A 25,795-nucleotide genomic window follows, 5' to 3' on the forward strand; every position below is an offset into this window, starting at 1 on the left:
AAGTCAATCATTCAACAAATATAATTAATCCTATCATTTATTACTTTAATTAAATCACCAAAACAATACGCCACATAAATTATATTAATATCACATAAAATGACATAATTTAATTTTATCATGAAAAATTCTGATAAATCTCACACATCGATAAATCGAATGAATACCATCAGAAGCTACATTAGAAACCTCTAAATCCAGTCGCTAAACCTACCGCGTAGAAGCTGTGAAATGGATAAATACCAAAACAAATGGATAAATCCCCCTTACCCCTTGTAAATCATTGGCTTTCATTTATAAATTCAACTTTTGGGTGAACATCTCCATAACCTTTCATTAAAGCCCAAATTCTGCGATTAGTATCAACATCTTGAGATAAAATGGTGACATTTTGGTGATATTATTTAGATCGAACTCTTGTGTTGAATGAAAATCCCAGCCATCACATATCCATCACACAAATATAATAACTATCGCTTAGGAGTTGAGCTATGCACTGTTCTTTCAATATAAATAACAATAATGAGAGCTTGCAACTAATCTACAATGAAGAAAAAATATACATAAAAAGAGACAGTAATAAGATATCAGAGGAAACTCTTAATAGTAAAGAGAGTTTTGTTTTCAAATACCTTATTGAACACTCGTCAATATCAAACCCTCAATCTGCACGAGATGTTGAAGAGTCTTTTAAATTACATTTTGATGAAGAGTTTAGTTTGTATGCACTAAAAAACATCATCGCCTCAATAAGAAAGAAGTATCGAAACTTATGTAAAAAAGCAAAGATAGATAATAATAGCGAACTTATCTCTAACCTTTATAAGGTGGGTTACTTCATCGATCTCGATAAGAGCTCTACAAACTGCATCGCACCAAAGTACGACATCAATCAATTCAAGCCCAGTCAGATAGAAATGTTGAAAATGATGTTCAATACCTATCATAGAGAACTGATTAAGGCTCTGATAACCGTGTTCACCATCTCTTCCTTTTTCCTATTCGTTGTCTACTTTTCCCAAATCCTTTATACGACGAAGATTGCGAATGAATACAGTGAGAACACCAAACACATTGCCGCAGAAGTCATGGACTACGGTTGCGATAGCCACGGGGCTGTGCACTCGCTAAGGCACTCGCTCAACCTTGATTCTGTCGTCATGACCACACCTTATGACTCCTGCTATATCTCTAAAACACGTTCTAAGATGATAGAGCTCAATCAATTAGACGACTTCTACGATAGTGCTGACTTTGCCTATTCCCGCTTCATAGATACCGAGCACGACATTGAGATGGTTGCTCGAATATCTAAGCGCTCTATCGAAGCTCGATACAACAACTCGCTATTGCCTCTGTTAGTCGATTCTATCTCCATCCAGAAGAATGGTAACTACATCTTAAACCTTGGCGAAGAGAGTAAATCGATCTATCAAACCTCCCTACCAACGGGTGCAACCATCACCTTCTACAGTGACGACATTGTTGCGCTGTGGATTGCGCTTTCTCTGATACTCGCCACCCTGCTTTATCGCTCCTATATTCTGGGCTTTGTGATCTACCTGTTTCGTTGGAAACACATCTCCTTTGAAGAAGAACCGATCATCAACACCGAAGATAACAGCGTCCTCTATTACGAGTTGCTATCGCGTGTGCGTAACGTTGGCGTTTTAAGCTTCATCAACACCATGAGACGCACCAATTTACTCACCTTTCATACTATCTTACTCATCGAGACAGTCAGAAAAGCGAAGTTAAACAACAGCCATGAGATCTATGGTGTCAACGTGTGCCCAAGTGCTTTGGTAGGGTCGAACTTCGCAAGGCTCAGAGAGCATTTAACCGCGATGGAAGCGAATGAGTTTGTCGTCGAGATTACTGAATATTCGAACATTGGCTATGGGTGTGAGGTTATCGATAACATTAAGGATATCAAAAAGCTTGGTATCACCATCGCACTGGATGACTTTGGTACAGGTAATAACAACATCGAAATCATCAATGTCATCTCTCCTACCTATCTAAAACTGGATCGCTGCTTTGTTAAAGATATCGAGTCAGGGGAGCACCATCAGGGTGTATTGCTTAATATCTCGGAGATTGGACGCCTATCAAATATCACAATGATTTATGAAGGTGTCGAGACGCGTAGGCAGCAATATATCTTGTGTCAGTTAGGCTACAACTTACATCAAGGTTACCTATATAGCCGGCCTAATGACTCAAAGGAGCAATAGGCCCAGCCTAATAGAAATCTTGATCAGCAACCATTCGCTATTCAAATAATCATCGCTTATACAGCTGCTTGAGAGCCCACAAGGATGTAGGCTTCAAGTGCCCTCCCCACCAAACGTGCTTTATCTAAACATAAAAATACCCGATGCACTTTCATAAAATCCTTGCCAACTCGAATAAATAGGTTAGTGTTATACACATGTATATCACCATGCAGTTTTAATTATGACCGAATGGAAAGACGACCAGCCGATCTTTAGGCAGCTTGCCGCCAAGATCAGTGACCAAATTCTTCAGGGTGTTTGGCTAGAGCTACAAGCATTGCCCTCTGTGCGTGCGGTTGCCGCCGATCTCAAGATCAACCACCTTACTGTCATGAAAAGCTACCAGTTACTGGTGGATGAAGGCTTGGTAGAGAAAAAACGCGGCCAAGGCATGTATGTGGCCGAAGGGGCACTTCAAAAATTGAAAGAGTCCGCACACCAATCATTCATCAACACACAGATCCCAGCCATCGCTGAGACGCTAAGCATCATTGATATGAGTGTCGAAGAACTCGTGAAACAGCTAGCACAACATATAAAGGACAAGTCATGAGTACGTTACTTTCCGTGAAAAACGTAACCAAAACCTATTCAAATCAAGTGGGTGTCGAGAACATCAGCTTTGAGTTAAAACCGGGGCAAGTGCTTGGATTGCTGGGCCATAATGGCGCAGGGAAATCGACACTGATCAAATCACTGCTTGGTGGACACAGCTATCAAGGTGAGATAGAGGTTAATGGCTACCACCCTATCCACCAGCATGCAGAACTCATGCTGCACTTGTCGTACATCTCAGATGTTAACGTGTTACCCGAGTGGATGACCGTTAAGCAACTGCTTAGATACACCCAAGGTGTACACCCTAGCTTCAACAAGCAAAAAGCAGAACAGACGCTAAGCAGCACCAACATCAAGCTCTCTTCGACTATCAAGCAGCTTTCTAAGGGAATGAAGGTACAACTTCACCTTGCGATCATCATCGCGACTGACACCCAAGTGTTGATCTTAGATGAGCCTACACTTGGCCTAGATTTACTGTACCGCGATACTTTTTATCGCCATCTACTTGAGTGGTTCCACGACGGCGAACGCGCCATGATCATTGCAAGCCATGAGGTTTCAGAGATTGAACATTTATTAACGGATGTTCTGATTTTAAAACAAGGCCATTGTGTGCTGCAAAAGAGCATGGAAGACATCGAAAATGACTATTTCATTATCGAAGTCGCAAATAACCATTCAAGCGAGATACAGAAACTCAACCCACTGACCTCGCAATCAGGCCTGGGCACCACTAAGTGGTTATTGGAAGGTCAATACAAAGCGCAGGTTGAATCACTGGGTAACATCTATAACGTTGGTCTCGCAGATCTATTCCTTGCAACACAGACGGAGAAGGCATAATGCATCCAAGTTTTTACATGCTAGAAAAAGAACTCATCGAGCACAAAATTAACACTCGATTGCCGCTGTTTGTCGCGTTATGTGGTTTCTTACTGTTCGTTAGTCTGTTCTTCAATGGTGCAGCGCAGCATGAGTTTTTCTTCGAAATGCAAGTGAACGGTGACGTGAGCGACATCCACAGAGAGTTCGCACAAGACCTCAACTCAGTGATCTACTTTGGCGCGGGCCTTATTTCACTGATCCTATCAACGCTTTACATCCCTAAAACGCTGCGTAAAGAGCGCCAAGAAGGCAGTTCGATGTTTTGGAGAAGTATGCCGGTATCTAACGCAATGACTCACGGTGTGAAACTCGGCTTCGGTTTAGTGGTGATTCCGGCTATCTGTGCATTGTTAGTACTGTTCGCAGATTTTCTATTCTGGATATTGAACGTCTCAAGTGAACAACAACTGGCGCTATTGGTTGAACAACAATCTCTGTTTTATGTGCTGAGCAACTGGGTCGTGTTTTTTGGACGAATGATGTTAGTTGCACTGGTTTTATTGCCACTGGCAACCGTCACTCTAGCGATTTCGCAGCTGGTAAACTCTCCATTGCTTGTCATTTTCATCTCAAGCTATGCGATTAAGTTCCTCTCTGTCGCAGTGTTTGGGTTCTATGGCATCAATGACTTCCTATCTCTCATCGCGTCATTACCAATGAATGTACTAATAGCAAGCAACCCATTAAGTGCGATTGCAGAAGCGCCGATTTTATCTTTAGGTATTTACGCACTGATCGGTGTTGGTGGCTATCTACTGAGCCTAAAGCTAAATAGAACGGACGATGTGAGCTTAAAGACGCTGTTCCAACGTTAACGCATTCGCTCCTGACGTTGGTGTTATCTCTCCCGAGCAGGTAACCACACCAGATATCAAAATCTAAATCAAAGCTTCTGAGAAATCGGAAGCTTTTTTTGATCACGACTTTGCGAATACAGATATGGGTAACAAGAACAAAGGTGCAAAGGTGCAAAGGGGTTTTAGTTAGGAGTAACAGAGTGAAGCAACAAGAGAATCTAAGCGGAGGTATAATGAGCTGACATTGAATTGCATTGTTGTTAATGCCTGCCAGCTCTTTGGGGATGATTTCGTTAGTCGCCGACCAGATGAAGGTCCTTGAGAGTGCTAATGAAATCAGTTTGTTGCGTTTTACATTTGATTAAGCTTTTCAGCTTTTAAAGCTCTACGATTAAAGCTTATTTCTTTGATGCTTCTTTTGACGTGTCTTTCCAGTATTGGATACGAACGCGATGAAGCTGTGCTCTTCTCATTTTTTTCATAAGGGATATTTCCTTTTCTTTAACTGCTCTTCATGAGCTATTTTTATTGCCAACCATTCGAATCTAACGGTGTTTGATGCCCAGTTCAATGATACAAATCACAAAATATATAGAGTTTTTAGTACCATTTACATCAAAGTATGACCTAGATATCAACTATGGCTCAATTCAATCCTATGAGCCGCTGTTCAAAATTAAGGTTAGTTCTCTCAGATGACAAATTCATTTCAGTATCAATACAGTTCAATGATACTAATTTAATAGACCGGACCAACGCTGATTTAGTTCCAGTGTCTTATCATTTGTTGATTACATCACCTTTAAAGTTACGGTGTAACTAAAAAAATACATTCAATGTGAACTAATAATCGCCACATTAGCCTATACGTTACAACATCAAAATGGGATTATGTTTGTAACGGATAGAGCTTTTGATAGAAAAAAGCCGTAATGGACCAAATTAAATAGACGTAATTAAATGGACGTAATTATGAGTAAAGTAATTCTGCAAGGGCATATTCTAGTGCCAGACAACGACCTAGAAGCAGTGACACATGCCTTGGTTGTGCACAAAGAACTGACACTAGAAGAACCTGGTTGTATTGTGTTTCGAGTCAGTCAAAGCACGCTTCAACCTAATCGCTTTGAAGTGTATGAAGAATTCACTAGCCGAGAAGCATTCGAAATGCACCAACAGCGAGTAAAAGCCTCTGAATGGGGTGAAATCTCCCAGAACGTGACACGTCATTACCAAGTCACTGATGTTCCGACATCATAATGATACATCCGCTAGCCAAACGCATCGTCACGTTGATCAAACAAGATCCCTTACGAATGAAGGTTTTAGACTGTGTCGCTCAGTTGGATTTGCCGCAGTGTTATGTCGCTGCGGGCTTTGTGAGAAACCTCGTTTGGGATCACCAGCATGGTTATGCCTCCCCGACTCCATTCAATGATATTGATGTGATCTACTTTGATCCCATTGATACCTCTTACGAATCGGATCTTAGATACGAGGCTCAGCTTAAACAACGGTTACCCGAACTGAATTGGCAAGTTCGCAATCAAGCCTACATGCACACTAGAAATGGGGATGAACCTTACCAAGGCTCATTGGATGCGATGAGTTATTGGCCAGAGAAAGAAACCGCCGTCGCCGTGAAACAAAGCCTCCATGGAAACATCGAGTGTATTTCTGCCTTTGGCTTAGAGAGTTTGTTTGATTTGCAAATCACACCCAATCCAAAGCGTAGCCGAGATATCTTTGATCAAAGAGTGCAATCCAAAGGTTGGCTAACCCAGTGGCCCAAGTTAACGATGAGTCACAGTTAACTAGCAGTCGAATTCAAACGCTAAAACCATTGACTAAAAGTCCAATCAGATCGAACATGCCCCACTTATTAGCTTATTAAGTTAGTAATTAACCAACTCATCAACCACGCGTGGCGACTAGCTGCTACGCTCTCTCGTCATACTGAGTAACGACCATGAACCAACAATACATGCTGCAAGCACTCGAAGCTTCGCGCCAAGCCTTACCTGATTGCCAACCAAACCCGCCAGTAGGGTGTGTTTTGGTGAAAGACGATAAGGTGGTGTCTGTTGGATACACGCAAAAAGTCGGCGGAAACCACGCCGAGGTTGAAGCACTGAATAGTTATAACGACAAAACGGACGGAACAATGGAGGGGGTTACCGCTTACGTAACTTTAGAGCCATGTTCGTTTGTCGGCAGAACACCCGCTTGCGCCAATACATTGGTTAAAGCAGGTGTAAAACACGTAGTCGTGGCGATGCTAGACCCAGACCCTCGTAATAATGGTCGTGGAGTTGCCATCCTTGAATCGCACGGTGTGAAGGTAGATGTGGGGTTATGCCAAGCGCAAGTGAGCACCTTTTTAGCCCCTTACCTTGGTAAGTCCTAGATCTTAAACAGCCAGTATTAGTTCAATTTCACTCGATAAAGCGGATTGACTGGCTTATCGACAAAATACGACCAAATATGATCGTAGACGGCATGTTGGTTGGGGAACGGCGCTAACGCTTTTGCTTCTTCTAAATTACACCAGCGGTACTCGGTGTGTTCGTCATTCAGTTCAATCGCTTGGTTGGGTGGGCATAGCACCGCAAACACAGGGATTAGCTGAATCACATTCACGTGCGCCTCATAAAACTGCTCCAGAAACTGCGCGTTATACAAAGCTTCCACTTTAATTTGGGTCTCTTCTTCAAACTCGCGCACGATAGCCTGCCAGCCTGTTTCACCCGCTTCAATCGAGCCTGCGACGTGACACCAAAACTCACCTTTAACACGCTTCATTAATAGCATTTTCATTTGTCCGTCGCTCTCTGAAATAGCGACACCGGAAACAATCGAAGTATTGAGTGGAATCATAACGTTACCTTAGTTTTAATAAGAGGGCGGCAAGGCTACCACCCTTGGTTTGTCAAATTGTCTTCTATGATTAAAAACGAGAAGTTACTCATCAATTAATGGCGTTCAAGCCATAACTCATAGGCTCGTCGCTTGGCTATCCAGTAATAGAACTATTTCTTATTTGAGGCGCTTTTCGATAAAGAGTAGAATCGCCGCCTTGTACTGTGTTTAACGTCTCTGAACATACACAGTAGACTCACAACCATTTATCACCACGATATAAGTATTAATACGACTATGCACTCATCAAAACCAACGCACGACTCAGAAAACAGCCACACACCTGAGCATTGCTTCACTCGTTTTCAACAGCCGATCGAGTCATATTCGTTGCCTGAGCGTTTCACCTTCCCGTTCTATTATGAACCACACGCACTGTGTGAAATCGCCTCTCATCAGCTTCAACAATATCTAGAAACTCAAACCGACTGGCAGCATGACTTCGGGCTAGATTCTGACGCTGGTCGCGGAAAAATGTTTGGTGTGTTATTGGTGAAAAGCCCAGAAGGTGAATTGGGTTACTTCTCTGCTTTCTCTGGAAAAATCGCAGACCAAAACCTACTGCCTCACTTTGTACCGCCCGTGTTCGACATGCTCAGCAGCGACAGCTTTTTCCATCAAGACACAGCCGACATGATGGCTGTCAACGCTGAGTTTAAAGCGCTGCAAGCAAATACTGAATACCTTGAATTGTGCGAGCAACTGGCACAGCAAAAAGCGCAAGCCGAGCAAGAGATTGAAGCTCAACGTCTATTGATTATTGAAGGCCGAAAAACGCGTAAAGAACAACGTGAACAAGGTAAAGAAAACCTTGATGAGCAAGCTTTCGAACAGCTAAATAATGAGCTAAACAAAGCCAGTGTTGCCGACAAGAACCAGCAGAAGTACCTAAAACTTAACTGGGAACAGACCCTGCAAGTGTTGCAAGCTAAAGTTGATGTGTTCAACACTCAACTGGCTGAGCTAAAAGAGCAAAGAGCACACATTTCTCATCAGCTTCAACACAAGTTGTTTTCACAATACGCTTTCCAAAATGCGGAAGGAAACGTTGAAGACCTTAACCAAATCTTTGAAAACACGCCAAACAAGATACCACCAGCTGGCTCTGGTGAATGCGCTGCGCCTAAATTGCTGCAATACGCGTACTTACATGGTTACACGCCACTGGCATTGGCTGAATTTTGGTGGGGCCGCTCTCCAAAGTCGGAAATCCGCAAGCACAAGAAATACTACGCTTCTTGTCAGAGTAAATGTGTGCCGATTTTAGGCCATATGATGAAAGGCCTAGAAGTCGATCCAAACCCATTGCTAGAGAACCCAGCAGAAGGCAAAGAGCTGGATATTCTGTTCCAAGATGAGCACATCGTGGTAGTACACAAGCCAGCAGGTTTTCTATCTGTGCCGGGTAAAACCATCAAAGATTCCGCCTACACACGTGTTCAAGAAATGCATCCCGATGTTGAAGGCCCATTTGTGATTCATCGCTTAGACATGGCGACCTCTGGCATTCTAATCTTCGCTCTCACACGACGTGCGAACAAGAGCTTACAGAAGCAGTTCATTACTCGTGAAGTCGAAAAGCGTTACGTGGCAATGATTGAAGGCGTTCTAACAGAAAATGAAGGCTATGTTCGACTGCCATTGCGTGGTGATTTGTATGACCGCCCTCGTCAAATTGTCTGCTTCGAACACGGCAAGCCAGCAGAAACCAAATGGGAAGTGATTGAGCGAAACGGGCAAACCACTAAGGTTTACCTGCATCCTAAAACAGGGCGTACACACCAGTTGCGTGTTCACTGTTCACACCAAGAAGGCCTTAACATGCCTATCGTCGGTGACGGCTTGTATGGCAATAAAGCCGACCGATTGCACTTACACGCAGAAAGACTTGCGCTGCACCACCCAGTCACCAAAGAGTGGATGGAATTCCAGTTCGACGCCGAATTCTAAAATCTCTCATTAGTACCGAGCTTTGATAAGGAGTCACAACCGCTTGTGGCTCCTACCTCTTTTGGGTATATATCCACGCTTATTGCACTACATCAAGATTCACTTTGTTGTGAAGAGTAGCATGCCCACCTTCTTCTCTCCTTGAGGCCTTTGATATGTCATCAGCTGCTTTGAATTTACAACCTAACAAACTGACTTCCCCATTAATTGCGACTCAAGCACCGAGCTTGAAGCCACTTACATCCAAAAAGCCAGACTTAAACTCGGCAATGCTTAACTTAATTGAAGAAGTTAAAAACGAACTCCCACTTTACGAGTCAGAGACGTTTATCTGTGGTCCAAAAGGAAATTGCTCGGGTTGCTCTAAGAAACTACTTGAGATGGTCGACAGCGAGTTAATGTATTGGGAGCACAGTATTTCCATTGGCCAAGGCCCTAACTTCGAAGAACTGCGCCGCTTTGGTAAACTATGCAGCAGCGTTCGACGTGGTTTAGAGCGTAACGGTTTAGTCGAAAAACGCCCAAAGAAAAGATAACAAGCCAAGTCGATAATCATTACAATGTGTCGCTGGCGATTACAAGCTACCCTGATTGGGCTGGAAACCTATATTTACATGCTTATATTTCAGATCCGACCTTGCATTAAATTACCCATACAAAACGAGAGAAAAGTCACAATGTGGCGTTAATTTCGTATCAAAATAGCACACGGTAACCGATATTACCGCCACTTAATCACACGCCTATAGAACCAAGAATGTTTCGCTCCATTTTTACTTTTTTGATACTTATTTTTAGTACTTGCCAAATAACTTACGCTGAACCTTTAAGATTGCCAGGTAAACCGAATGACAAAAAACTGCACCTTACTTTGGTTCAAGAAATTGTTAATCGCTCGAGCCGATTCGATGAAATCGAGTTTGTCTATCAAGCAACAGGGGAACCTGCTCAATCAAGAGTTATGGCGGATTTAGAGTCGGGAGAGATTGACCTTTATTGGTCAGCGACCAGTCTCGACATGGAAAAACGCTTTGCTCCAATATTGTTCCCTATATATCGAGGAATGCTTGGTATGCGAATCGGATTAATTCATGAAAAAGATAAACAATTACTCGCAAACGTAAGATCTAAAGCGGATTTCACGCGCTTTAAAGTTTGTTCAGGGAAAACATGGCCAGACACATTCATTCTTGATGCCAATGGTATAAAAACCGCTAAATCGCTTAAATATCCAAATATTTTTGAGATGATGCTTGCTGGTAATCGGTGCCACTTATTTGCTCGTGGTGTCATGGAACCATTTGCAGAAATGCAATCATACCCAGAACTACCTTTAGCTGTTGATAGTCATGTCATGCTCCGCTATCGCATGCCATATATGCTCTTTGTCCAAAAAGAAAACACAAAACTTCAGCAACACATCACAGAAGTGGTTGAAGAAATTTTCGCTGATGGCACCTATGAGAAACTCTTTTTCGAAGACTCCGAAGTAAGAATGGCGCTCTCACGGGCCAACCTTTCAGAGCGAACTATTATCGATCTTGAAAATCCATATCTGACCGAAGACACCCGCTCTATCCCAGAAAAATATTTCTTTGATCCGCTTGCCAACTGAGTACATTTTTATGAACCAAATAACAAAAAAAATGGTTTTACTGATCGCTGCAGTGATGCTTATTGTTGCTGCTATCGCTTTGCCAATCCAATTTATGATTAACCAATCAAACGTTACTGATAAATCTTCACAAGAAATCCAGCGTATAACCTCTGAATTAAGTGTGATATTGCAAGAACCTGTTTATGCATACGATAAGACACTGATACTTAATATCATTGAAGCGTATTCAAATAATGACGTAATCGCAAACATTCAAGTGCTCGATCAAAATAACAACATATTAGGTAGTGTTAATCCACGTGACATTGATGAATCCTCATCGATGGCTATTTCATGGGATTCATTGCCTATCGGTAAAGTTAATGTTGGTTTTAACCATGATGTGACGAATGCTAATTTAATGAACTCTATGCAACTTGCGATTAGTATTTTGCTTTGCATATTTATTGCTAGCCTGATTCTGATTTCCATAGTCCTCGATAGAAAAGTCGTCAGGCCCATCAAAAACATGGCTGATTCAATGAATGAAATTGCTTCTGGTGGAGGAGACCTCACTTCACGTGTTGCGGAAGTAGGCAATGATGAAGTCACATCACTTGCGAAAGCATTCAACCAATTCGTTGCTACTATTCAATCTATCATTCTCGAAACATCGAACACGACCAAACTGTTGGATAAGAGTGGCCACGGTATATCGCAACTACGTGATGAAATGAACCAACAAAGCCAACGACAATCTTTGTTAACTCAAGAAAGTTTGCACAGCATTGAGCAATTTGATTTAGCAACCAAAGAAATTGCTGTTCATACGGAAAATACGCTGTATCAATCAAATGATGCACTCGAGCTTTGTCAGCAAAGTGGTCACACAATCGATATCAATGAACGTAATATTGATGACTTGGTCGTAAGTCTGGAAAGTGCAGCGGAATGTGCGAATTCACTAAAAGTAAGCAGTGATGATATAGGTCGAGTGATTGTAGTCATCAAAGCGATTGCGGAACAAACTAATTTATTGGCATTGAATGCAGCTATTGAAGCGGCACGGGCCGGTGAGTCTGGCCGTGGTTTTGCGGTTGTTGCGGATGAAGTGCGCTCATTAGCGTCTAAAACCCATGATTCAACCAATGAAATTGAATCTATTATTGAACGCCTACAAAAAGAAGCAAACGAGTCATTTGTTGCAACACAGAGCTCGAAAGCTTTAGTGGAGCAAACAAAAACCAGCGCAGATGAAATACAGCAAGCACTATCGAGCATTATCTCTTCCGTAACGTCCATCAATGGCATGGTAGATTCTGTTGCATCCGCCTGCGAAGAGCAGTCAAACGTTAGTTCAAAAGTCGCAAATGACATGCAGTCTCTTGATAGTAGTGCAAAAGAACTAGTTAACGTGAATGACGATTTGGCAAACGTATCCAATGATATCTTGACGCAAACTACTGTCCTCTCCACTCAGATTGCTAAATTTAAGTTCTAAGTATACCCTCAAGCCAGCATAGGTACTTGCTGGCTTGAACCTTTCAACTCGATGTTAAACATTTAGAGGTCACAAATCCTTGCTGATTTTAGAGCTTTGAGATAACTAATCATACAAAACCTAAAGATACTATCACACCAATTAAAAACCTATTTTGGACAACGGGAGCCACCTTGAAGAGACCACAACCAGTACTGGGAAAGACCGGTATGCTATTTTTTCTCGTCATAATAAGTGCTTTCCCTCCATTGACCATCGACCTTTACTTACCTGCGCTTCCGCAGATGGTCGAGGTGTTTAATACTGACCGATCAATGGTCAACCTAACCCTGAGCAGCTACTTCGTTACTTACGCCATCGGTCTTTTGTTCTGGGGGCCGCTCAGCGAAAAATTTGGTCGTAAGCCGATCCTATTAATTGGATTAGCGAGCTATATGGTCGCGAGCATATTGTGCGCGATGACCAATAGCATCGAACAGTTGATTAGTGCTCGTGTATTCCAAGCCTTTGCTGGCAGTGCTATCACCGTTATCGCTACCGCCATTGTCAAAGATCTTTATGACGGCCGAGAACGTGAAAAGATCATGGCGACTATCATGTCACTGGTGATCATCGCGCCAATGGTTGCGCCTGTATTTGGTGCCTTTCTACTGAAAATTGCTTCTTGGCGAATGATGTTTGTCACGCTCGCCATTTTTGGTGCATTTGCGTCAGTATTAGCTTGCTGCTACCGAGAAACACTCGAAAACAAATACCAAGGTTCTATATTCCGATCATGGGGAAGAATGGGCGTGGTCATGAAAAACCGCTCGTTCGTCAAGCTGCTGGTCATTTTCTCTATCATACCGATGGCGTTGATGGGCTTTCTTGCGGCGGGTTCTTATATCTACATCGATCACTTTGGATTGACCGAACAACAGTTTAGTTACGCATTCGCATTCAATGCATTGTGCGCCTCATTTGGTCCAACAATCTACATGAAGTTGTCCTACCGAATGCCGGTTCAAAAGGTCATCTCAGGATGTTTTGCTTTATTGGCGCTTGCGGGCATCTTCACCCTAACCATTGGCGACCTGTCCCCTTGGTTCTTTATGTTCATCGCTGCTCCAGCAACATTAATGGCGATCATCATGCGAGTACCGGGCACCAACTTAATGTTGAATCAACAAGATCATGACACGGGCTCTGCCGTCGCACTGATTCAGTTCTTCAGCATGATTTGTGGTTCGCTTGGTATGGTATTAGTTTCAATACGCCCAGAGTCACTGATTGAAAACCTAGGCTTTATTCAATTATCCATCGGTACGCTAGGCGGCCTGATGTGGCTAATGGTCAGAAACAAAGAGTTCGTGACTAATAAGCTGAATTAAAGCTCTCAAGCCTAATTGTCATTCACACTACAATAAACTTGAAAACCGCTATAACGAAATTAGAAACCGTCTACATAGGCGGTTTTCTTGTATTTGAAGACGTACATTGAATTTTCAAGCCATGAGTTTCACGCACAAAAAAGCTCCTATTAAGGAGCCTTCTTATTAGAGCCAGTGATCACTCAGTTTGGACAATGACTACTATGCTTGAGCCACTTTACGCGCTGGGTGTTTAATAAACACAGCGACTACAGCCACGATTGCAAGCGCGAAACAGTAGTAAGAGTTAGACACGATCTCTAGCGGCGATAGGTTAAACACAGAGCCTAATAGCAATACCTGAGCACCGTAAGGCAGTACGCCTTGAATCACACACGAGAAGATATCCAATAAGCTTGCAGAGCGGCGTGGAGATACATCGTTCTCTTCAGCTAATTGGCGAGCCACACTACCAGAAACAATGATTGCTGCGGTGTTGTTTGCCGTACATAGGTTCACCATTGATACCAAGCCTGCAATGCCTAGCTCACTTGCGCGGCCATTCGCTTGCTTAGAGTGAGAAGAACCAAATGCACGAATCAAACCGCTCACTAAGTTAGTCAGAAATGCTAATCCACCTTGGCGACGCATCAGCTCACTCAAACCACCAATCAGCATCGACAGTAAGAAGATCTCTTGCATGTTGCCAAAGCCTGCGTAGATATCTTGAGCGTAATCCGTCATACCGTAGTTCTCAATAGAACCTAGGCTCACTCCACCCGCTAGCAAGATACCAATCGTCAACACAACGAACACATTCATGCCCGATACCGCAAGGATTAGGATAGTGATGTACGGAAGGACTTTCAGCCATTCAATTGGGCCTGTTTCAGGAACTTGAGTTGCTGTGCTGTTGAAAGCAAAGATAACAATCGCGATAAGTGCAGCAGGAAGTGCAATACGGATGTTCTCTTTAAACTTATCTCTCATCTCACAGCCTTGCGAGCGAGTCGCGGCAATCGTGGTATCAGAGATGATTGAAAGGTTATCACCAAACATAGCGCCACTTAGCACTACGCCAGCGGTTAGAGGAATACTCATACCAGCTGAGTCAGCAATGCCGAGTGCAACAGGAGCAACCGCAGCGATAGTACCCATAGATGTGCCCATTGCGGTCGCAATGAACGCCGAAATAAGGAAGATGCCCGGCAGGATCATGCTCGTTGGGATAGCAGATAGACCAAGGTTTACCGTCGCGTCCACGCCACCAGAAGCTTTAGCCACAGCAGCAAAAGCACCCGCCAATAGGTAGATCATACACATTGCAATAATGTCTTTGTGACCCACACCACCCAAGAACTGCTCGATCGCACGGTTCAATTTATCTTTGCTCAATAGCAGCGCTAACATCACGGCAGGAAGAGCCGCAATCGGAGCTGGAAGTTGATAGAAAGCAAAATCGACGCCTTGTAGCGACAGGTATGTACCCACGCCAATAAACAGCGCAAGGAAAACGATCAGAGGGATAAGCGCCACTGCAGAAGGGGCAATTACCGCGTTAGAATTTTTTGAATTGGACATGGAACGACAACACAATAGAACAGGAAGGTGAGCAGACTAATGTCACACTTAGAACTTGTCAACGTCTAGACGTCTAAACGCCTAATTTAATGCAAAGTAATAAGAACCCTATTGAACATCACGTAATAAAAAAGGCTATTTACTCATCAGTAAACAGCCTTTCGATAACAGATAGTGCGCCGCTAGAAGTTAGCGTTTCTGCTTGAACGTTACTTGGTATTCACCAATGCCTTCGTAGTGGAAGGTCGTTGGTTTATCGAATTCCATTTCCACGATACCGCAGTAAGAGCCCGTGATAATAGCTTCACCCGCTTGGAAATCGACACCACGACGCGTCATGTAGTTAATCAGCCAGTAAATTGGGCTTGGTGGCAGTGTATTCGGGTGCTTACCGTCGAATGCTTGAACTTGCTCGCCTTGAGTCACTTCAATACTGATCTCTGCAGAAGTGAACGCTTTTTCGCGATCAATCTCAGGGCCAATGAATAGACCTTGGTTTACTAGGCCATCGGCCAGTTTTTCATAGAACTCAGCGCCGCTGTCATCCGCAAAACGAGACTGCATTAACTCAAGTGCCATGTGACAAGAACCAATCGCTTCGTTGATTTGCTCTTCGCTGTAGCCTTCTTGGTTTGCAGGCAGACTCTTAGCAAGAGTAAATGCAATTTCAGGCTCAACACGCACTACATCGTTGTCTGCAAACAGTTCACAAACTTCGCCTTGTTGAACGCTGCCCGAGAAGATTGGCGCAACAACAAACTTGTCTTCAGCCAGAGGAAGTAAGCACTTCCAACCGCCGACTTTATCGCTTTTCAAATCGATCATTGAAGATTGGATCTTTAGCGCATCTTCCAAGTTATTCGGACGGTACTGTTCGTCCAATCTTGGTGCTTTGGTGCCAGCAACGCGACGACTCAACAGTTCTTCAGCTGCTTGCTTAAATACATTTGTCATATAATATCACCTTTAGTTTTATGACCAGTATAATATCGGATTTCTTAAAGCTTGAATAGACAATTCAACAACGGTGCTACACCGAAAATTCAGCCATCAATTTTCGCATATTCTAGACGCAAACAACTGAAATTATTTTGATTTAAAGACAACAAAAGCCAGTAAGTTCGTTACTGGCTTTTCGATGTGTTACTGATGATTAGGCTTTACTGCCCTTTCAAGGTCTTCTTAAGGTTTTGCATGAAGTCTCTGAAGTGAGGCATAAAATTAACAAACAGAGGATGCTTTCTATCTTGCATCATCAATGGGCCGAGTAAGCGAATACTCACTCCTAGTCGCGCTGCTGATTGCTCGTCTAAGCCGCTGTCTTGTTTGATCTTCTCAACAATCGCGAACATATTTTCTCTATCTTCAATTTCAAACTGCATGGTTTGCAGTTCACGATCTTCTTTGATATTCACTTCTTCGATAGTGATACGGTAGTTATTGTGTTTGCCTGTGAATGCTTTCATGTGGATCTCCTAAAATGCTTAAAAAGTGTTTTGGTTAGCTCTTCATGAATCGTTCGAGCTTAGGTTTAACCGTCATCGACATCACGACCATGATCGCAAGGCCAATGGGAAGTGCGGCAATAAATCCATTAAACCATCCACTGGTAAACGCCGATGTATCCGAAAATCCAATGTTATTTGCCGCTGTTACAAATGCCATCATGGACTCCATTATGAATGCCATGATCAGTCCTACGATCAGGTTGCGAACTTTCTCGCTATAAGTTGTGAACACTCTAGCAACGGCTTTGGTGACTAAAGCCATCATCACCGTGCCCATTGGCATCATGATCACGACAACAAGGGCTAACGAAGAAAGCCAGTTGCCAATAAATTCCTCGCCGAATCCGACATTCATGTAAGTCATCACAGCCGTTAAACTGCCGCCAATCGTCAGCATTAAGCTCATCATGACCAAAACTTTGTATAAAACCGGTGTGCCTTTTTGCTCAGGAAGAGTTGGCGTTAGAGTTGCTTGAATCGTCATATCTATTTCCTGTCTTGAATTTACGAACAATTAAGTTGATAATGTCAACTATAAATACAGTAGTTGATAATGTCAACTATATTTCTAAGGATAGTTTATGTCTGATAACACATCGCTAGAATCAATCTTTCGTCTAGTGCACTCTTTGAAACGTCAAATGAGCGAACAGATTGAGAGCTTAGACTCAGAGATCGCACCTATGAACATTCGTGTCATGAAGATCATTACTAAGAAGTCTCCATGTACCGCTATCGATATCGCACACTTCCTAGATCGTGATAAAGCACAGGTCACTCGGCTCATTAATGCCTTGATCAATCAGGAACTTGTGAAGAAGTCTCCGAACCCGGAAGACAAGCGCAGCCAGTTATTGGTTCTGACTGATAAGGGTCAAGAGATCATGAGTAAGGTCTCGGATATCGATCGAGACATGCTGAAGAGAATGACCAAAGGCATGGCCGAAGACGAGTTAGAACAATTCAGAAAAATTGCGAAGAAAATGGCGCAGAACTTAGAAAGCTGATCTTAAAAATAAAACGAAAAAACGCCACCGAATCGTAAGATCGGTGGCGTTTCGTGTATAAGTTGGGTTGTACAGCTTAGTGGTTTAGCTATGTCTATTTGGATGACAGCTCTAATTCGATGCTAGTTTCCACCATGCCTGAACAGGTACAGGCTCTGAGATCACCAAACGTTCACCCATCACCGGGCTTACCATTTGTACATCTCGCTCTTTGCTTATCGCCAGTGCTTGTTCCATTGGGTCTTGCCAATCATGCATAGAAAGGTCGAAGGTACTGTTGTGGATTGGCATCATCACCTTACCTTGCAGATCAATGTGTGCCTGAACACTCTGTTCTGGGAACATATGAATATCCGCCCAAAGTGAGTTATACGCACCCGTTTCAACCATGGTTAAATCAAACGGCCCAAAACGGTCGCCAATCTCTTTAAAGCCATTGAAGTAACCAGAATCACCGCTAAAGAAGACTTTCTTGTCTGAAGCGTTAATAACCCAACTGCCCCAAAGTGTTTGGTCACGATCAAGCAAGCCACGACCAGAGAAATGCTGTGTCGGTGTCAACGTGAACTCAATGTCTGAGGCCGTTGCCGATTCCCACCAGTTCAATTCGATGATCTTCTCTTTATCCACGCCCCACTTTTCCAACAGTGCGCCCACTCTTAATGGCACTAAGAACGTCCCTACTTTGTCGGCTAATACCTTCACGGCACCTTTGTCTAAATGGTCGTAGTGATCATGGCTGATCACCACCACATCAATATCGGGTAGGTCTTGCAGTGTGATTGGTGTCGGATGAAAACGCTTTGGTCCCATCCATTGCACTGGTGATGCTCGATCACTGAACACAGGGTCAGTCATCACTAGCTTGCCATCTAGCTTCATCATCACACTTGAGTGACCTAAGCGGTACGCAACGTCTTCTGTCTCTTCGATCAATTGCTCGGCTGTCATCGGAATCAAAGGCAATGCAGCACGTGGCACTGGCTCATTTCTTTCCACGGTTACATACGCTTTCAAGATTGAAAAAATATCAGACATACCCGATTTGTATTCCAACTCACTGTTAGCAAACTTCTTTGGAAGCTTATCTAGATTGTCGTTTGATTGTGAACCTGTGCTTACGATAGCGACCACGGCAAGTACTCCTAAAATCGGTAATAGATATTTTTTCATTGGTATCTCTTTAACCGTTGGGATAGACCCAACACATAAACTACACCGACTAGTTTATATGCCAAAACCAAAAAGTAAACCACCGAGTGTAATTTTTAATTTATCTAGACGTAAGCGTGTCAAAACCAATTTTGGCAACGAGTTAACTTAGTTATTTAGCTAGTAAGAAAGGTTAATCAGCAGACCATACATTCTTGAAATCTGGCCATCCCCAGTTGGTAATGGCCACGTTTTTCAAAATGCCTTGAAAACGCACGGTTTGTAGGTGATGGAACATAGGCACTAGCCAATAATCAGAAATCAACGTCGATGCAACAGGCTCCAACTCTGCCAAGTAATTCGGCAGTTCAACTGAGGCTTTGTGATGATCTAAGCGCTGTTTAAGCCAATCACTGTTCATCTCTCCGAGCGCGGAATGCAATACAGGGTCATTCATCAACCACGAGAACAGCGAAGATGGCGCATTATCATCGAGATTCAGGTTACACAATACCAAATCTTCTTTTAAATCGCCCCGCTGAGAAAGCAGCGCCAACTCTCGAAAGCTATAGGTGTTCACTTCAACTTCCACTCCATGTCGTTTAAGGATGTCCGACACGGAAATGGCACACCGATAAAGGGCATAGTAGTTATATACCGCAATGCTCAATTTCTTAGGCAACTCGCTCTCTCTGGAAGGCGTTCGATACAGCTTCTGCCAACTTGGCAATATGTTCTGAGCCAAAGAGACACTGAATAATCCTTGGTTTTGCTCCAGTTGCGCCAAAATAGCCTGAGGGTTTGCAAGGGCTGATAGGTACTTACGTTGCTCGTCGCTTAACGGATTCACTGCTGAGTTTTGATTGAACAGAACAAACAAACAACCATCTTCGATTCGACTACGAAGCCCGTCAGTTTCAGCCGAGACTAGCTCAGTGTCGCTTTTCCCTAATTGGTGAAAACAGGCGGAGTCTTCATAAGGTGACACCTGCATCTGGCTATCATCGAATCGAGCACTACCTGTCATCGACTCTTCAAACTGCCAAATAGTCACTTCATCGGTTAAAGAGCGACACCCGTAAAAGTGTTCGAATGCCGAGAGCTTGATGCGCTCACTATTGGTTTCAACCACTCTGAAAGGGCCAGTACCGATCACAGCATGAGACATTGAGCTCAATGGTAATGGTTCACGCATCACTTGCTCGGCGGGTTGAATCGAATACTTAACACCAGCAAGCAACCCCGCAAAACCTGTGTCCGCTTGGGTTAATTTAAAACTGATCCTTAATGGCTGCTCACTGTAGATGGAAGCGACATGATCTAACTCAGCTTGATAGAAAGGCAGAGCTTGTAGAGCAGTAAACAAAGCAACCAGCTGCTTGGCATCTACTGGCTGACCATCATGAAAAGTCAGACCGGGGCGCAGATAGAAAGTCCAAACCAGTTGCTCTGTGTCATATTCCCAATGGTGAGCTAATTCAGGCTTTAACTCACCTTTACCATTACACGTCACTAGGCAGCTAAAAACCTGTCTTATCAAAAATCGTTCGCTACTGCGGTGTATATGGTGCGGAAACAAATCCTCAAACTTACGCTTATAGGTTAATTGAACGTGCAGCAGCCCTTCACGCATGGTCGCGCCGGAAGTTTCTTGCAGTAAAGAACCAAACACAGCGCGGTCATCTTCCAAAATAGAGAGTGCTTTTTCGTATTTGCCCTGCTCTATCAATTTACTGGCAACATGCTGCGCCAACTCTGAATTGCTAAAACGCAGTGTTAAGTTAGAGCGTTGATTCCTGCCAACTTTTGGCTCCCACACCACCCATTCAGCTTGATGCATCTTACCAAGTAAGGTTCGAGCGTGACGCAAGCTTGTAAACAGCATATCCGCTACTTCGGCTAGGGTGACTGAATGAGAAATGTTTGGCTCGAACGATTCTAGCCGCGTGTAGTAACGCATCATGTTTAGATCAGACAAATAGTGAACCTTTTAAAGATAGCTCTTCCTAATTAAGCTCATTATAAAACACATTCATCAAAAAGTAGTGTAATGCGACCAAAACAGGAACAACCAATAAAAATACCATCTGTTTTTTAGTTCCTCTTAATTATCCATAATGAACGGGTCAGCAACAAACCATAGGTTGTAAATAAAGCCTAACCAGAGAGAGTAATGACCATGAGAAAATACTATCTTAACAAGCTAAAAAGCACCTGCAGTAAGCTCGAAAGAGAAGCACTACGAACACTTTTAGATCTATGTAACTGGCGTTATTAGTACACTTTTTAGCACCGAGTAAACGCGAGTTGGGTACAACCTAATATGCTCCTACCCCCAATATGAGTTAGGTCTCAACTCGCTTTTCCATTCCAATTCCCCTCTCAAGCCTGCTGTACCAATAGCTCACACAATCGATAAATTTCCGTTGTCGACTCGACAAATTTAATTCGTTTTCTTAGTTGAACGAAAAACCTTAAGGTTCGCCCCGAAGCAAGCAAGGAGCCTCAGAAAAAACTGAAAGCTCAGCTAACAACTAATTTATTTGCAGTTACCAATCAGGTATTAACTAAGGAAACGCCATGCGTATCGCAATTCTTTCTCGCAACGAAAATCTATACTCTACCGCTCGTCTAAAGCAGGCTGGAGAAGCACGTGGTCATCAGGTCGATGTTATCGACACGTTGCACTGTGATATAGATATCGCGAGTAACAATCCGAAGATTCGCTACATGGGTGAAGAGCTACCTCAATACGATGCTGTTATTCCACGTATTGGCGCTTCCATTACCTTTTACGGAACTGCGGTTGTTCGCCAATTTGAAATGATGGGCACTTTTTGTATCAATGAGTCAGTAGCAATCAGTCGCTCTCGCGACAAACTGCGCTCACTACAACTGTTGTCTCGTAAAGGTATTGGCTTACCAAAAACAGGTTTCGCTAGCCGCCCAGACAAGATTCAAGACCTGATCAAAAACGTAGGCGGCGCGCCACTTGTGATCAAGCTTCTTGAAGGCACTCAAGGTATCGGCGTTGTACTAGCAGAAACAAACAAAGCAGCAGAAAGCGTTATCGAAGCGTTCATGGGCCTAAAAGCGAACATCTTGGTTCAAGAGTTCATTGAAGAAGCAAATGGCGCAGACATCCGTTGTTTTGTTGTTGGCAACAAAGTAATTGCTGCAATGAAGCGTCAAGCTGGTGAAGGTGAATTCCGCTCTAACCTGCACCGTGGCGGCACTGCTCAGCTGGTTAAACTAACCAAAGAAGAGCGCGCAACAGCAATCAATGCAGCGAAAATCATGGGATTAAACCTATGTGGTGTAGATATCCTACAATCTAAGAACGGCCCAGTAGTAATGGAAGTAAACTCTTCTCCAGGCCTAGAAGGCATCGAGAAAGCAACGGGTAAAGATGTAGCAGACATGATTTTCGAATTCATCGAGAAGAATGCAAAACCAAACGCTAACCGTACTCGTGGCAAGGGCTGATTGAATACCGATAACTCATGATTGGAAAGAAAATGAACAATAAAATGATCATAGGGAATACCGAAGCACTTTGCTTACCAGAGTTAGGGATAACTGGACTACATACACGTGTTGATACAGGGGCTAAAACCTCTTCTCTACACGTAGACAATCTACTATGTGTTAAATCAAATGGTGAGAAATTCGTAGAGTTCGACCTTCACCCAGACGTTTATCACCTAGAAGAGACGGTGCGCTGCAAGGCGAAACTGAAAACAAGTAAGAAAATTAAATCATCTAACGGCGAAGTTGAACACCGTTGCGTGATTGAAACCATGCTAAGAATCGGTGGCCAACAATGGCCGATCGATATCACGCTAAGCAACCGTCAAGACATGACTTACATGATGTTGCTTGGACGTCAAGGCATGAGTGACAAAGTGATTGTTGACCCTGCGGGTGAATTCCTGCTGACTCACTAATCCGAGTCATCGTAACCGCTCCACAGGTTATAACTAAAGCTACTCACAACGATATAAGGCCAGTCTCATGACTGGCCTTATTGCTATCTATTTTTCTATTTCTACTTTCAGCTCTGAATACACGAATTTGCATTCAGACTTCTGATCTATTTCTTCGATTTACCATGAGATTGAAAACCAAATCGCCCAATCGATAAAAGTAATTTCTTGGTTTTGATTTTCGTCACTCGCCAATGTGTAACAGGCCTTCTTGGGGCACTCATCAGCAGGTGTTCAAAAGCCTTCTGACTGAAATCGACTTGCCCACCATGCGCCACCAGCAAGGTATCGAGCTGCATGTCATAAATGCGCGATACAGACGCTCGATACTTATTAGGGTGAAAGATAGGAAACGGCGGAATCAGCTTCTTCTTAACCTCGACCATTAAATCGGCAACATAAGCCACGCTGTGTGATGGGCAATAGACCGAGAGATCACGGTCGGTATGGCCCGGTGTTTCAAGAACCAACCAATCATCAAACCCTGGAATACTATCCCCATCAGACAGCTTGTAGTCCGGCTTTAACTTTCTTGAATACCATAGGTTTGCTTTAGGCTTGCCTAAGCGGTTCGCCATCCACCTAGCAAGCGCTAAGTCGGTCAGGTGCATCAAAATGCCATCGATGCCGTGATACCAATCTTTGTCTCGGTTTGCTGCCACCAAGTTACAGCTCGTGAGCTTTCTGAGCTTGTGCGCTGCCCCTGCATGGTCAGGATGCATGTGTGTCACCACAACCGTGTGGAGATCAGAAAAATCACGCATAAGTTCGGTTTCAATAAAAGCCTTCAAATGCGGAATATCGGCTCGACATGCGCCATCGAGCAACAGTAATTTGTCCGGATACTCCACCAAGTACATGTCTTGGATGTAACCTTTAATGGTATGCAGCTGCAAACCCACTCCTTGTGATAATTCAACTGGTCAGACCTACACCATAGCAAACTCATATTTATTTGTAACAAATTTGTTAACTATAAAATCACATCAAAGTACCATGCTCTTCCGCTCTTTTATCGTGACGACAAAATACGTGATTTGTTGACCTAAGTTATTAGGACTATATATGCGCCTCTAATTTATTGTCTGAGTGCTATACATGAACCAATTAATCGATGCTCTTTCTACCCAAGGTTATTTCGTTTGGGATGACTTCTTAACTCAAGAAGAAGTGGTGGCATTGAGGGATTGCATTCCAGAGAACTGGAAAAAGGCTAGGATTGGCCGTAACGATGAAGTAACGCGAGAGTCGACCATTCGTAGTGACAAGATTCAATGGGTGCGCCGCGATATGGGTCAGCCAGCATCTCTGTTCCTAGACAAAATGGAACAAATTCGTTTAGCGGCAAACCAAGCGTTCTTTTTGGGTCTGTTCGAGTACGAAGCGCACTTTGCTAAATACGAAAAAGGCGACTTCTACCAGAAGCACTTAGACTGTTTCAAAGGCAATGAAAACCGCCGCCTAACCACTGTGTTCTATATGAATGATGAGTGGACAGAAGAAGACGCTGGTGAACTTGTGGTTTACGACCTAAAAGACAACCACATCACGACCATTCCACCAAAGTCAGGCCGCTTATTTGTGTTCTTATCTGAGCAGTTCCCACACGAAGTTCTGCCAACCAACACAGAACGATTCAGTATCGCAGGTTGGTTCCGTATCAACGGCGTGAAAGACAACCAACTCGATATCGCACACTAAAGCGAGGTTCGGGTCAAAGCCTCATCTCATCCAAAGCCTCTCCACTCGAGAGGCTTTTCCTCTTAGTACTGCTAGGAAAGTACTAAGAGGAAAATATCACTTTTATGAGCCGAATCCTGTGTAGAGACTCTTGCCCAGCAATTACTCTGGCGTATTCGGGAAAACTGATATTTAATAAATATTTACGATGCGCATTCAAGAAGGATTAATTATGTCATCTATCATCGTAGGTCACCGTGGTGTAGCGGGTACTCACCCAGAAAACACCAAAGCAAGTATTGAACAAGCCGCTAAACTTGGCTTGAAATGGATTGAAGTCGATATTCAGCAAACTCAGGATGATGAGCTTGTCGTTTGCCACGACCACACTCTCGAGCGCTGTAGTGATGGCAAGGGCCGTGTTGATGAACACACATTGGCAGAGCTGCGTCAGCTTGATTTTGGTAGCTGGAAGTCAGAACAGTTCGAAGGAGAAAGAATACTCACACTTAGCGAGTTACTTGAACTTGTTGAAGAACATAACCTCAACGTTAACCTAGAGATAAAAGTCGATAGCCGACACCAAGCCCCTCATGTGGTTGATCTTCTACACAGTGAGCTGATCCGCTCAAACATAGACACGGACAGAGTGCTGCTTTCAAGTTTCAGCCATGAAGTTGTTGCAGAAATGGCTCACCACTTACCAAGATACCGCGTTGGCGTGATCACAGAGCAGCTCTCTCAAGACGATCTTTTGCTTATTGATCAGGTGAAAGCGTTCAGTTGTCATATGAATTACGAAAACGTCAATCAGGATGATCTTGATACGCTTGCCGAAGCAAAGATTCAAACATGGTGCTACACAGTAAACGATCCGTCTCACTTCAAATTCATCTCAAAAGTAGATGCTGTATTTACTGATTTTCCGAATCAATTCACCTCTATAGATTGACCAAGCGAATACTGCAAAAACAACCCCGAGATACTTTAAAATTAACTCTCGGGAAACCTTAAAATTAGGTAGCAAACACAAGTGAGTAGGA

General features: G+C 43.4%; 25 protein-coding genes. 17 read left to right on the forward strand and 8 right to left on the reverse strand.

Annotation, left to right across the window (positions count from 1 at the left end; all coding sequences use genetic code 11):
- Positions 1-491: 491 nt before the first annotated feature.
- The 7 genes from AB4558_RS08545 to AB4558_RS08575 all read left to right on the forward strand — a co-directional run bounded on the left by AB4558_RS08545 (position 492) and on the right by AB4558_RS08575 (position 6,929).
- Complete coding sequence (locus AB4558_RS08545) at positions 492-2,237, forward strand: EAL domain-containing protein (protein ID WP_372158623.1); 1,746 nt, start codon at positions 492-494, stop codon at positions 2,235-2,237.
- A gap of 223 nt (positions 2,238-2,460) precedes the next feature.
- Positions 2,461-2,832, forward strand: coding sequence for a GntR family transcriptional regulator (locus tag AB4558_RS08550; protein ID WP_017060587.1), 372 nt, complete (start codon positions 2,461-2,463; stop codon positions 2,830-2,832).
- The gene (locus AB4558_RS08555) at positions 2,829-3,683 is read left to right on the forward strand and encodes an ABC transporter ATP-binding protein (RefSeq protein WP_017060586.1); all 855 of its coding nucleotides are present in this window, start codon (positions 2,829-2,831) and stop codon (positions 3,681-3,683) included. The genes AB4558_RS08550 and AB4558_RS08555 overlap by 4 nt, the downstream gene beginning before the upstream one ends.
- Positions 3,683-4,540, forward strand: a complete 858-nt coding sequence (locus tag AB4558_RS08560; RefSeq protein ID WP_017060585.1) for a hypothetical protein — start codon at positions 3,683-3,685, stop codon at positions 4,538-4,540. Before AB4558_RS08555 ends, AB4558_RS08560 begins: the two co-directional genes overlap by 1 nt.
- 954 nt (positions 4,541-5,494) lie before the next feature.
- Positions 5,495-5,782, forward strand: a complete 288-nt coding sequence (locus AB4558_RS08565; protein WP_017060584.1) for a putative quinol monooxygenase — start codon at positions 5,495-5,497, stop codon at positions 5,780-5,782.
- A complete protein-coding gene (locus AB4558_RS08570) occupies positions 5,782-6,336 on the forward strand; it encodes a nucleotidyltransferase family protein (protein WP_108207690.1) in 555 nt (184 codons plus the stop codon). Before AB4558_RS08565 ends, AB4558_RS08570 begins: the two co-directional genes overlap by 1 nt.
- Positions 6,337-6,491: 155 nt before the next feature.
- Complete coding sequence (locus tag AB4558_RS08575) at positions 6,492-6,929, forward strand: bifunctional diaminohydroxyphosphoribosylaminopyrimidine deaminase/5-amino-6-(5-phosphoribosylamino)uracil reductase RibD (protein WP_372158626.1); 438 nt, start codon at positions 6,492-6,494, stop codon at positions 6,927-6,929.
- Between the two features lie 17 nt (positions 6,930-6,946).
- Here the strand turns inward: AB4558_RS08575 and AB4558_RS08580 are convergent, their stop codons facing one another.
- Positions 6,947-7,399: an NUDIX pyrophosphatase gene (locus tag AB4558_RS08580; protein ID WP_017060581.1), complete on the reverse strand. Its 453-nt coding sequence runs from the start codon at positions 7,397-7,399 to the stop codon at positions 6,947-6,949.
- Between the two features lie 279 nt (positions 7,400-7,678).
- Here AB4558_RS08580 and AB4558_RS08585 point away from each other — a divergent pair, with 279 nt between their 5' ends.
- From AB4558_RS08585 to AB4558_RS08605, 5 genes are all read left to right on the forward strand, one after another.
- Entirely contained in the window at positions 7,679-9,391 is a 1,713-nt protein-coding gene (locus tag AB4558_RS08585) for a pseudouridine synthase (protein ID WP_372127757.1), read from the forward strand.
- 155 nt (positions 9,392-9,546) lie between these two features.
- Positions 9,547-9,927, forward strand: coding sequence for a hypothetical protein (locus tag AB4558_RS08590; RefSeq protein ID WP_017064884.1), 381 nt, complete (start codon positions 9,547-9,549; stop codon positions 9,925-9,927).
- 221 nt (positions 9,928-10,148) lie between these two features.
- Positions 10,149-11,006 carry an ABC transporter substrate-binding protein gene (locus tag AB4558_RS08595; protein WP_102394170.1) on the forward strand — a complete coding sequence of 286 codons (858 nt, stop codon included), beginning with the start codon at positions 10,149-10,151 and terminating at the stop codon, positions 11,004-11,006.
- Complete coding sequence (locus tag AB4558_RS08600; RefSeq protein WP_240698176.1) at positions 10,996-12,489, forward strand: methyl-accepting chemotaxis protein; 1,494 nt, start codon at positions 10,996-10,998, stop codon at positions 12,487-12,489. The genes AB4558_RS08595 and AB4558_RS08600 overlap by 11 nt, the downstream gene beginning before the upstream one ends.
- Positions 12,490-12,698: 209 nt before the next feature.
- Positions 12,699-13,859: a multidrug effflux MFS transporter gene (locus AB4558_RS08605; protein ID WP_102428768.1), complete on the forward strand. Its 1,161-nt coding sequence runs from the start codon at positions 12,699-12,701 to the stop codon at positions 13,857-13,859.
- Positions 13,860-14,060: 201 nt separating this feature from the next.
- Here AB4558_RS08605 and AB4558_RS08610 read toward each other — a convergent pair whose 3' ends face one another.
- From AB4558_RS08610 to AB4558_RS08625, 4 genes are all read right to left on the reverse strand, one after another.
- Complete coding sequence (locus AB4558_RS08610) at positions 14,061-15,419, reverse strand: Na+/H+ antiporter NhaC family protein (RefSeq protein ID WP_372158630.1); 1,359 nt, start codon at positions 15,417-15,419, stop codon at positions 14,061-14,063.
- 189 nt (positions 15,420-15,608) lie between these two features.
- On the reverse strand, positions 15,609-16,373 hold the full coding sequence (locus AB4558_RS08615) for a hydratase (RefSeq protein WP_017069213.1): 765 nt from the start codon (positions 16,371-16,373) through the stop codon (positions 15,609-15,611).
- 206 nt (positions 16,374-16,579) lie between these two features.
- Positions 16,580-16,885, reverse strand: a complete 306-nt coding sequence (locus AB4558_RS08620; protein ID WP_102398606.1) for a DUF3861 domain-containing protein — start codon at positions 16,883-16,885, stop codon at positions 16,580-16,582.
- Positions 16,886-16,919: 34 nt separating this feature from the next.
- Entirely contained in the window at positions 16,920-17,411 is a 492-nt protein-coding gene (locus AB4558_RS08625) for a DUF2798 domain-containing protein (RefSeq protein ID WP_017081271.1), read from the reverse strand.
- Between the two features lie 97 nt (positions 17,412-17,508).
- On the opposite strand from AB4558_RS08625, the gene AB4558_RS08630 reads away from it, so the two are divergent.
- On the forward strand, positions 17,509-17,934 hold the full coding sequence (locus AB4558_RS08630; RefSeq protein WP_017060573.1) for a MarR family winged helix-turn-helix transcriptional regulator: 426 nt from the start codon (positions 17,509-17,511) through the stop codon (positions 17,932-17,934).
- Positions 17,935-18,045: 111 nt separating this feature from the next.
- On the opposite strand, the gene AB4558_RS08635 is transcribed toward AB4558_RS08630, so the two are convergent.
- Both AB4558_RS08635 and AB4558_RS08640 read right to left on the reverse strand, forming a co-directional pair.
- Positions 18,046-19,107, reverse strand: a complete 1,062-nt coding sequence (locus AB4558_RS08635) for an MBL fold metallo-hydrolase (RefSeq protein WP_372158633.1) — start codon at positions 19,105-19,107, stop codon at positions 18,046-18,048.
- A gap of 172 nt (positions 19,108-19,279) precedes the next feature.
- On the reverse strand, positions 19,280-21,064 hold the full coding sequence (locus AB4558_RS08640) for an SgrR family transcriptional regulator (RefSeq protein WP_372073516.1): 1,785 nt from the start codon (positions 21,062-21,064) through the stop codon (positions 19,280-19,282).
- Positions 21,065-21,666: 602 nt separating this feature from the next.
- On the opposite strand from AB4558_RS08640, the gene rimK reads away from it, so the two are divergent.
- Entirely contained in the window at positions 21,667-22,572 is a 906-nt protein-coding gene (gene rimK / locus AB4558_RS08645) for a 30S ribosomal protein S6--L-glutamate ligase (RefSeq protein WP_004740040.1), read from the forward strand.
- 32 nt (positions 22,573-22,604) lie between these two features.
- Entirely contained in the window at positions 22,605-23,033 is a 429-nt protein-coding gene (locus AB4558_RS08650; RefSeq protein ID WP_004740039.1) for a RimK/LysX family protein, read from the forward strand.
- A 146-nt stretch (positions 23,034-23,179) separates the two neighbouring features.
- Here AB4558_RS08650 and AB4558_RS08655 read toward each other — a convergent pair whose 3' ends face one another.
- On the reverse strand, positions 23,180-23,968 hold the full coding sequence (locus AB4558_RS08655; RefSeq protein WP_104216066.1) for an MBL fold metallo-hydrolase: 789 nt from the start codon (positions 23,966-23,968) through the stop codon (positions 23,180-23,182).
- 202 nt (positions 23,969-24,170) lie between these two features.
- Here AB4558_RS08655 and AB4558_RS08660 point away from each other — a divergent pair, with 202 nt between their 5' ends.
- Together AB4558_RS08660 and AB4558_RS08665 are read left to right on the forward strand one after the other, a co-directional pair.
- Positions 24,171-24,773, forward strand: a complete 603-nt coding sequence (locus tag AB4558_RS08660; protein WP_017060569.1) for a 2OG-Fe(II) oxygenase — start codon at positions 24,171-24,173, stop codon at positions 24,771-24,773.
- Positions 24,774-24,984: 211 nt separating this feature from the next.
- The gene (locus AB4558_RS08665; protein WP_372073514.1) at positions 24,985-25,704 is read left to right on the forward strand and encodes a glycerophosphodiester phosphodiesterase family protein; all 720 of its coding nucleotides are present in this window, start codon (positions 24,985-24,987) and stop codon (positions 25,702-25,704) included.
- The last annotated feature ends 91 nt before the right edge of the window (positions 25,705-25,795 follow it).

It is taken from the genome of Vibrio sp. 10N.222.51.C5 (genome assembly GCF_041474575.1).
GTDB classification, from domain to species: Bacteria; Pseudomonadota; Gammaproteobacteria; order Enterobacterales; family Vibrionaceae; genus Vibrio; species Vibrio crassostreae_C.

What these genes read in the sequence shown, in the direction of transcription:
- AB4558_RS08575 (WP_372158626.1), top strand. Translation starts at nt 6,492, where the DNA reads ATGAACCAACAATACATGCTGCAAGCACTCGAAGCTTCGCGCCAAGCC.
- AB4558_RS08545 (WP_372158623.1), top strand. Translation starts at nt 492, where the DNA reads ATGCACTGTTCTTTCAATATAAATAACAATAATGAGAGCTTGCAACTA.
- rimK (WP_004740040.1), top strand. Translation starts at nt 21,667, where the DNA reads ATGCGTATCGCAATTCTTTCTCGCAACGAAAATCTATACTCTACCGCT.
- AB4558_RS08665 (WP_372073514.1), top strand. Translation starts at nt 24,985, where the DNA reads ATGTCATCTATCATCGTAGGTCACCGTGGTGTAGCGGGTACTCACCCA.
- AB4558_RS08590 (WP_017064884.1), top strand. Translation starts at nt 9,547, where the DNA reads ATGTCATCAGCTGCTTTGAATTTACAACCTAACAAACTGACTTCCCCA.
- AB4558_RS08580 (WP_017060581.1), bottom strand. Translation starts at nt 7,399, where the DNA reads ATGATTCCACTCAATACTTCGATTGTTTCCGGTGTCGCTATTTCAGAG.
- AB4558_RS08595 (WP_102394170.1), top strand. Translation starts at nt 10,149, where the DNA reads ATGTTTCGCTCCATTTTTACTTTTTTGATACTTATTTTTAGTACTTGC.
- AB4558_RS08550 (WP_017060587.1), top strand. Translation starts at nt 2,461, where the DNA reads ATGACCGAATGGAAAGACGACCAGCCGATCTTTAGGCAGCTTGCCGCC.
- AB4558_RS08585 (WP_372127757.1), top strand. Translation starts at nt 7,679, where the DNA reads ATGCACTCATCAAAACCAACGCACGACTCAGAAAACAGCCACACACCT.
- AB4558_RS08605 (WP_102428768.1), top strand. Translation starts at nt 12,699, where the DNA reads ATGCTATTTTTTCTCGTCATAATAAGTGCTTTCCCTCCATTGACCATC.
- AB4558_RS08635 (WP_372158633.1), bottom strand. Translation starts at nt 19,107, where the DNA reads ATGAAAAAATATCTATTACCGATTTTAGGAGTACTTGCCGTGGTCGCT.
- AB4558_RS08560 (WP_017060585.1), top strand. Translation starts at nt 3,683, where the DNA reads ATGCATCCAAGTTTTTACATGCTAGAAAAAGAACTCATCGAGCACAAA.
- AB4558_RS08630 (WP_017060573.1), top strand. Translation starts at nt 17,509, where the DNA reads ATGTCTGATAACACATCGCTAGAATCAATCTTTCGTCTAGTGCACTCT.
- AB4558_RS08570 (WP_108207690.1), top strand. Translation starts at nt 5,782, where the DNA reads ATGATACATCCGCTAGCCAAACGCATCGTCACGTTGATCAAACAAGAT.
- AB4558_RS08660 (WP_017060569.1), top strand. Translation starts at nt 24,171, where the DNA reads ATGAACCAATTAATCGATGCTCTTTCTACCCAAGGTTATTTCGTTTGG.
- AB4558_RS08615 (WP_017069213.1), bottom strand. Translation starts at nt 16,373, where the DNA reads ATGACAAATGTATTTAAGCAAGCAGCTGAAGAACTGTTGAGTCGTCGC.
- AB4558_RS08565 (WP_017060584.1), top strand. Translation starts at nt 5,495, where the DNA reads ATGAGTAAAGTAATTCTGCAAGGGCATATTCTAGTGCCAGACAACGAC.
- AB4558_RS08610 (WP_372158630.1), bottom strand. Translation starts at nt 15,419, where the DNA reads ATGTCCAATTCAAAAAATTCTAACGCGGTAATTGCCCCTTCTGCAGTG.
- AB4558_RS08555 (WP_017060586.1), top strand. Translation starts at nt 2,829, where the DNA reads ATGAGTACGTTACTTTCCGTGAAAAACGTAACCAAAACCTATTCAAAT.
- AB4558_RS08625 (WP_017081271.1), bottom strand. Translation starts at nt 17,411, where the DNA reads ATGACGATTCAAGCAACTCTAACGCCAACTCTTCCTGAGCAAAAAGGC.
- AB4558_RS08650 (WP_004740039.1), top strand. Translation starts at nt 22,605, where the DNA reads ATGAACAATAAAATGATCATAGGGAATACCGAAGCACTTTGCTTACCA.
- AB4558_RS08620 (WP_102398606.1), bottom strand. Translation starts at nt 16,885, where the DNA reads ATGAAAGCATTCACAGGCAAACACAATAACTACCGTATCACTATCGAA.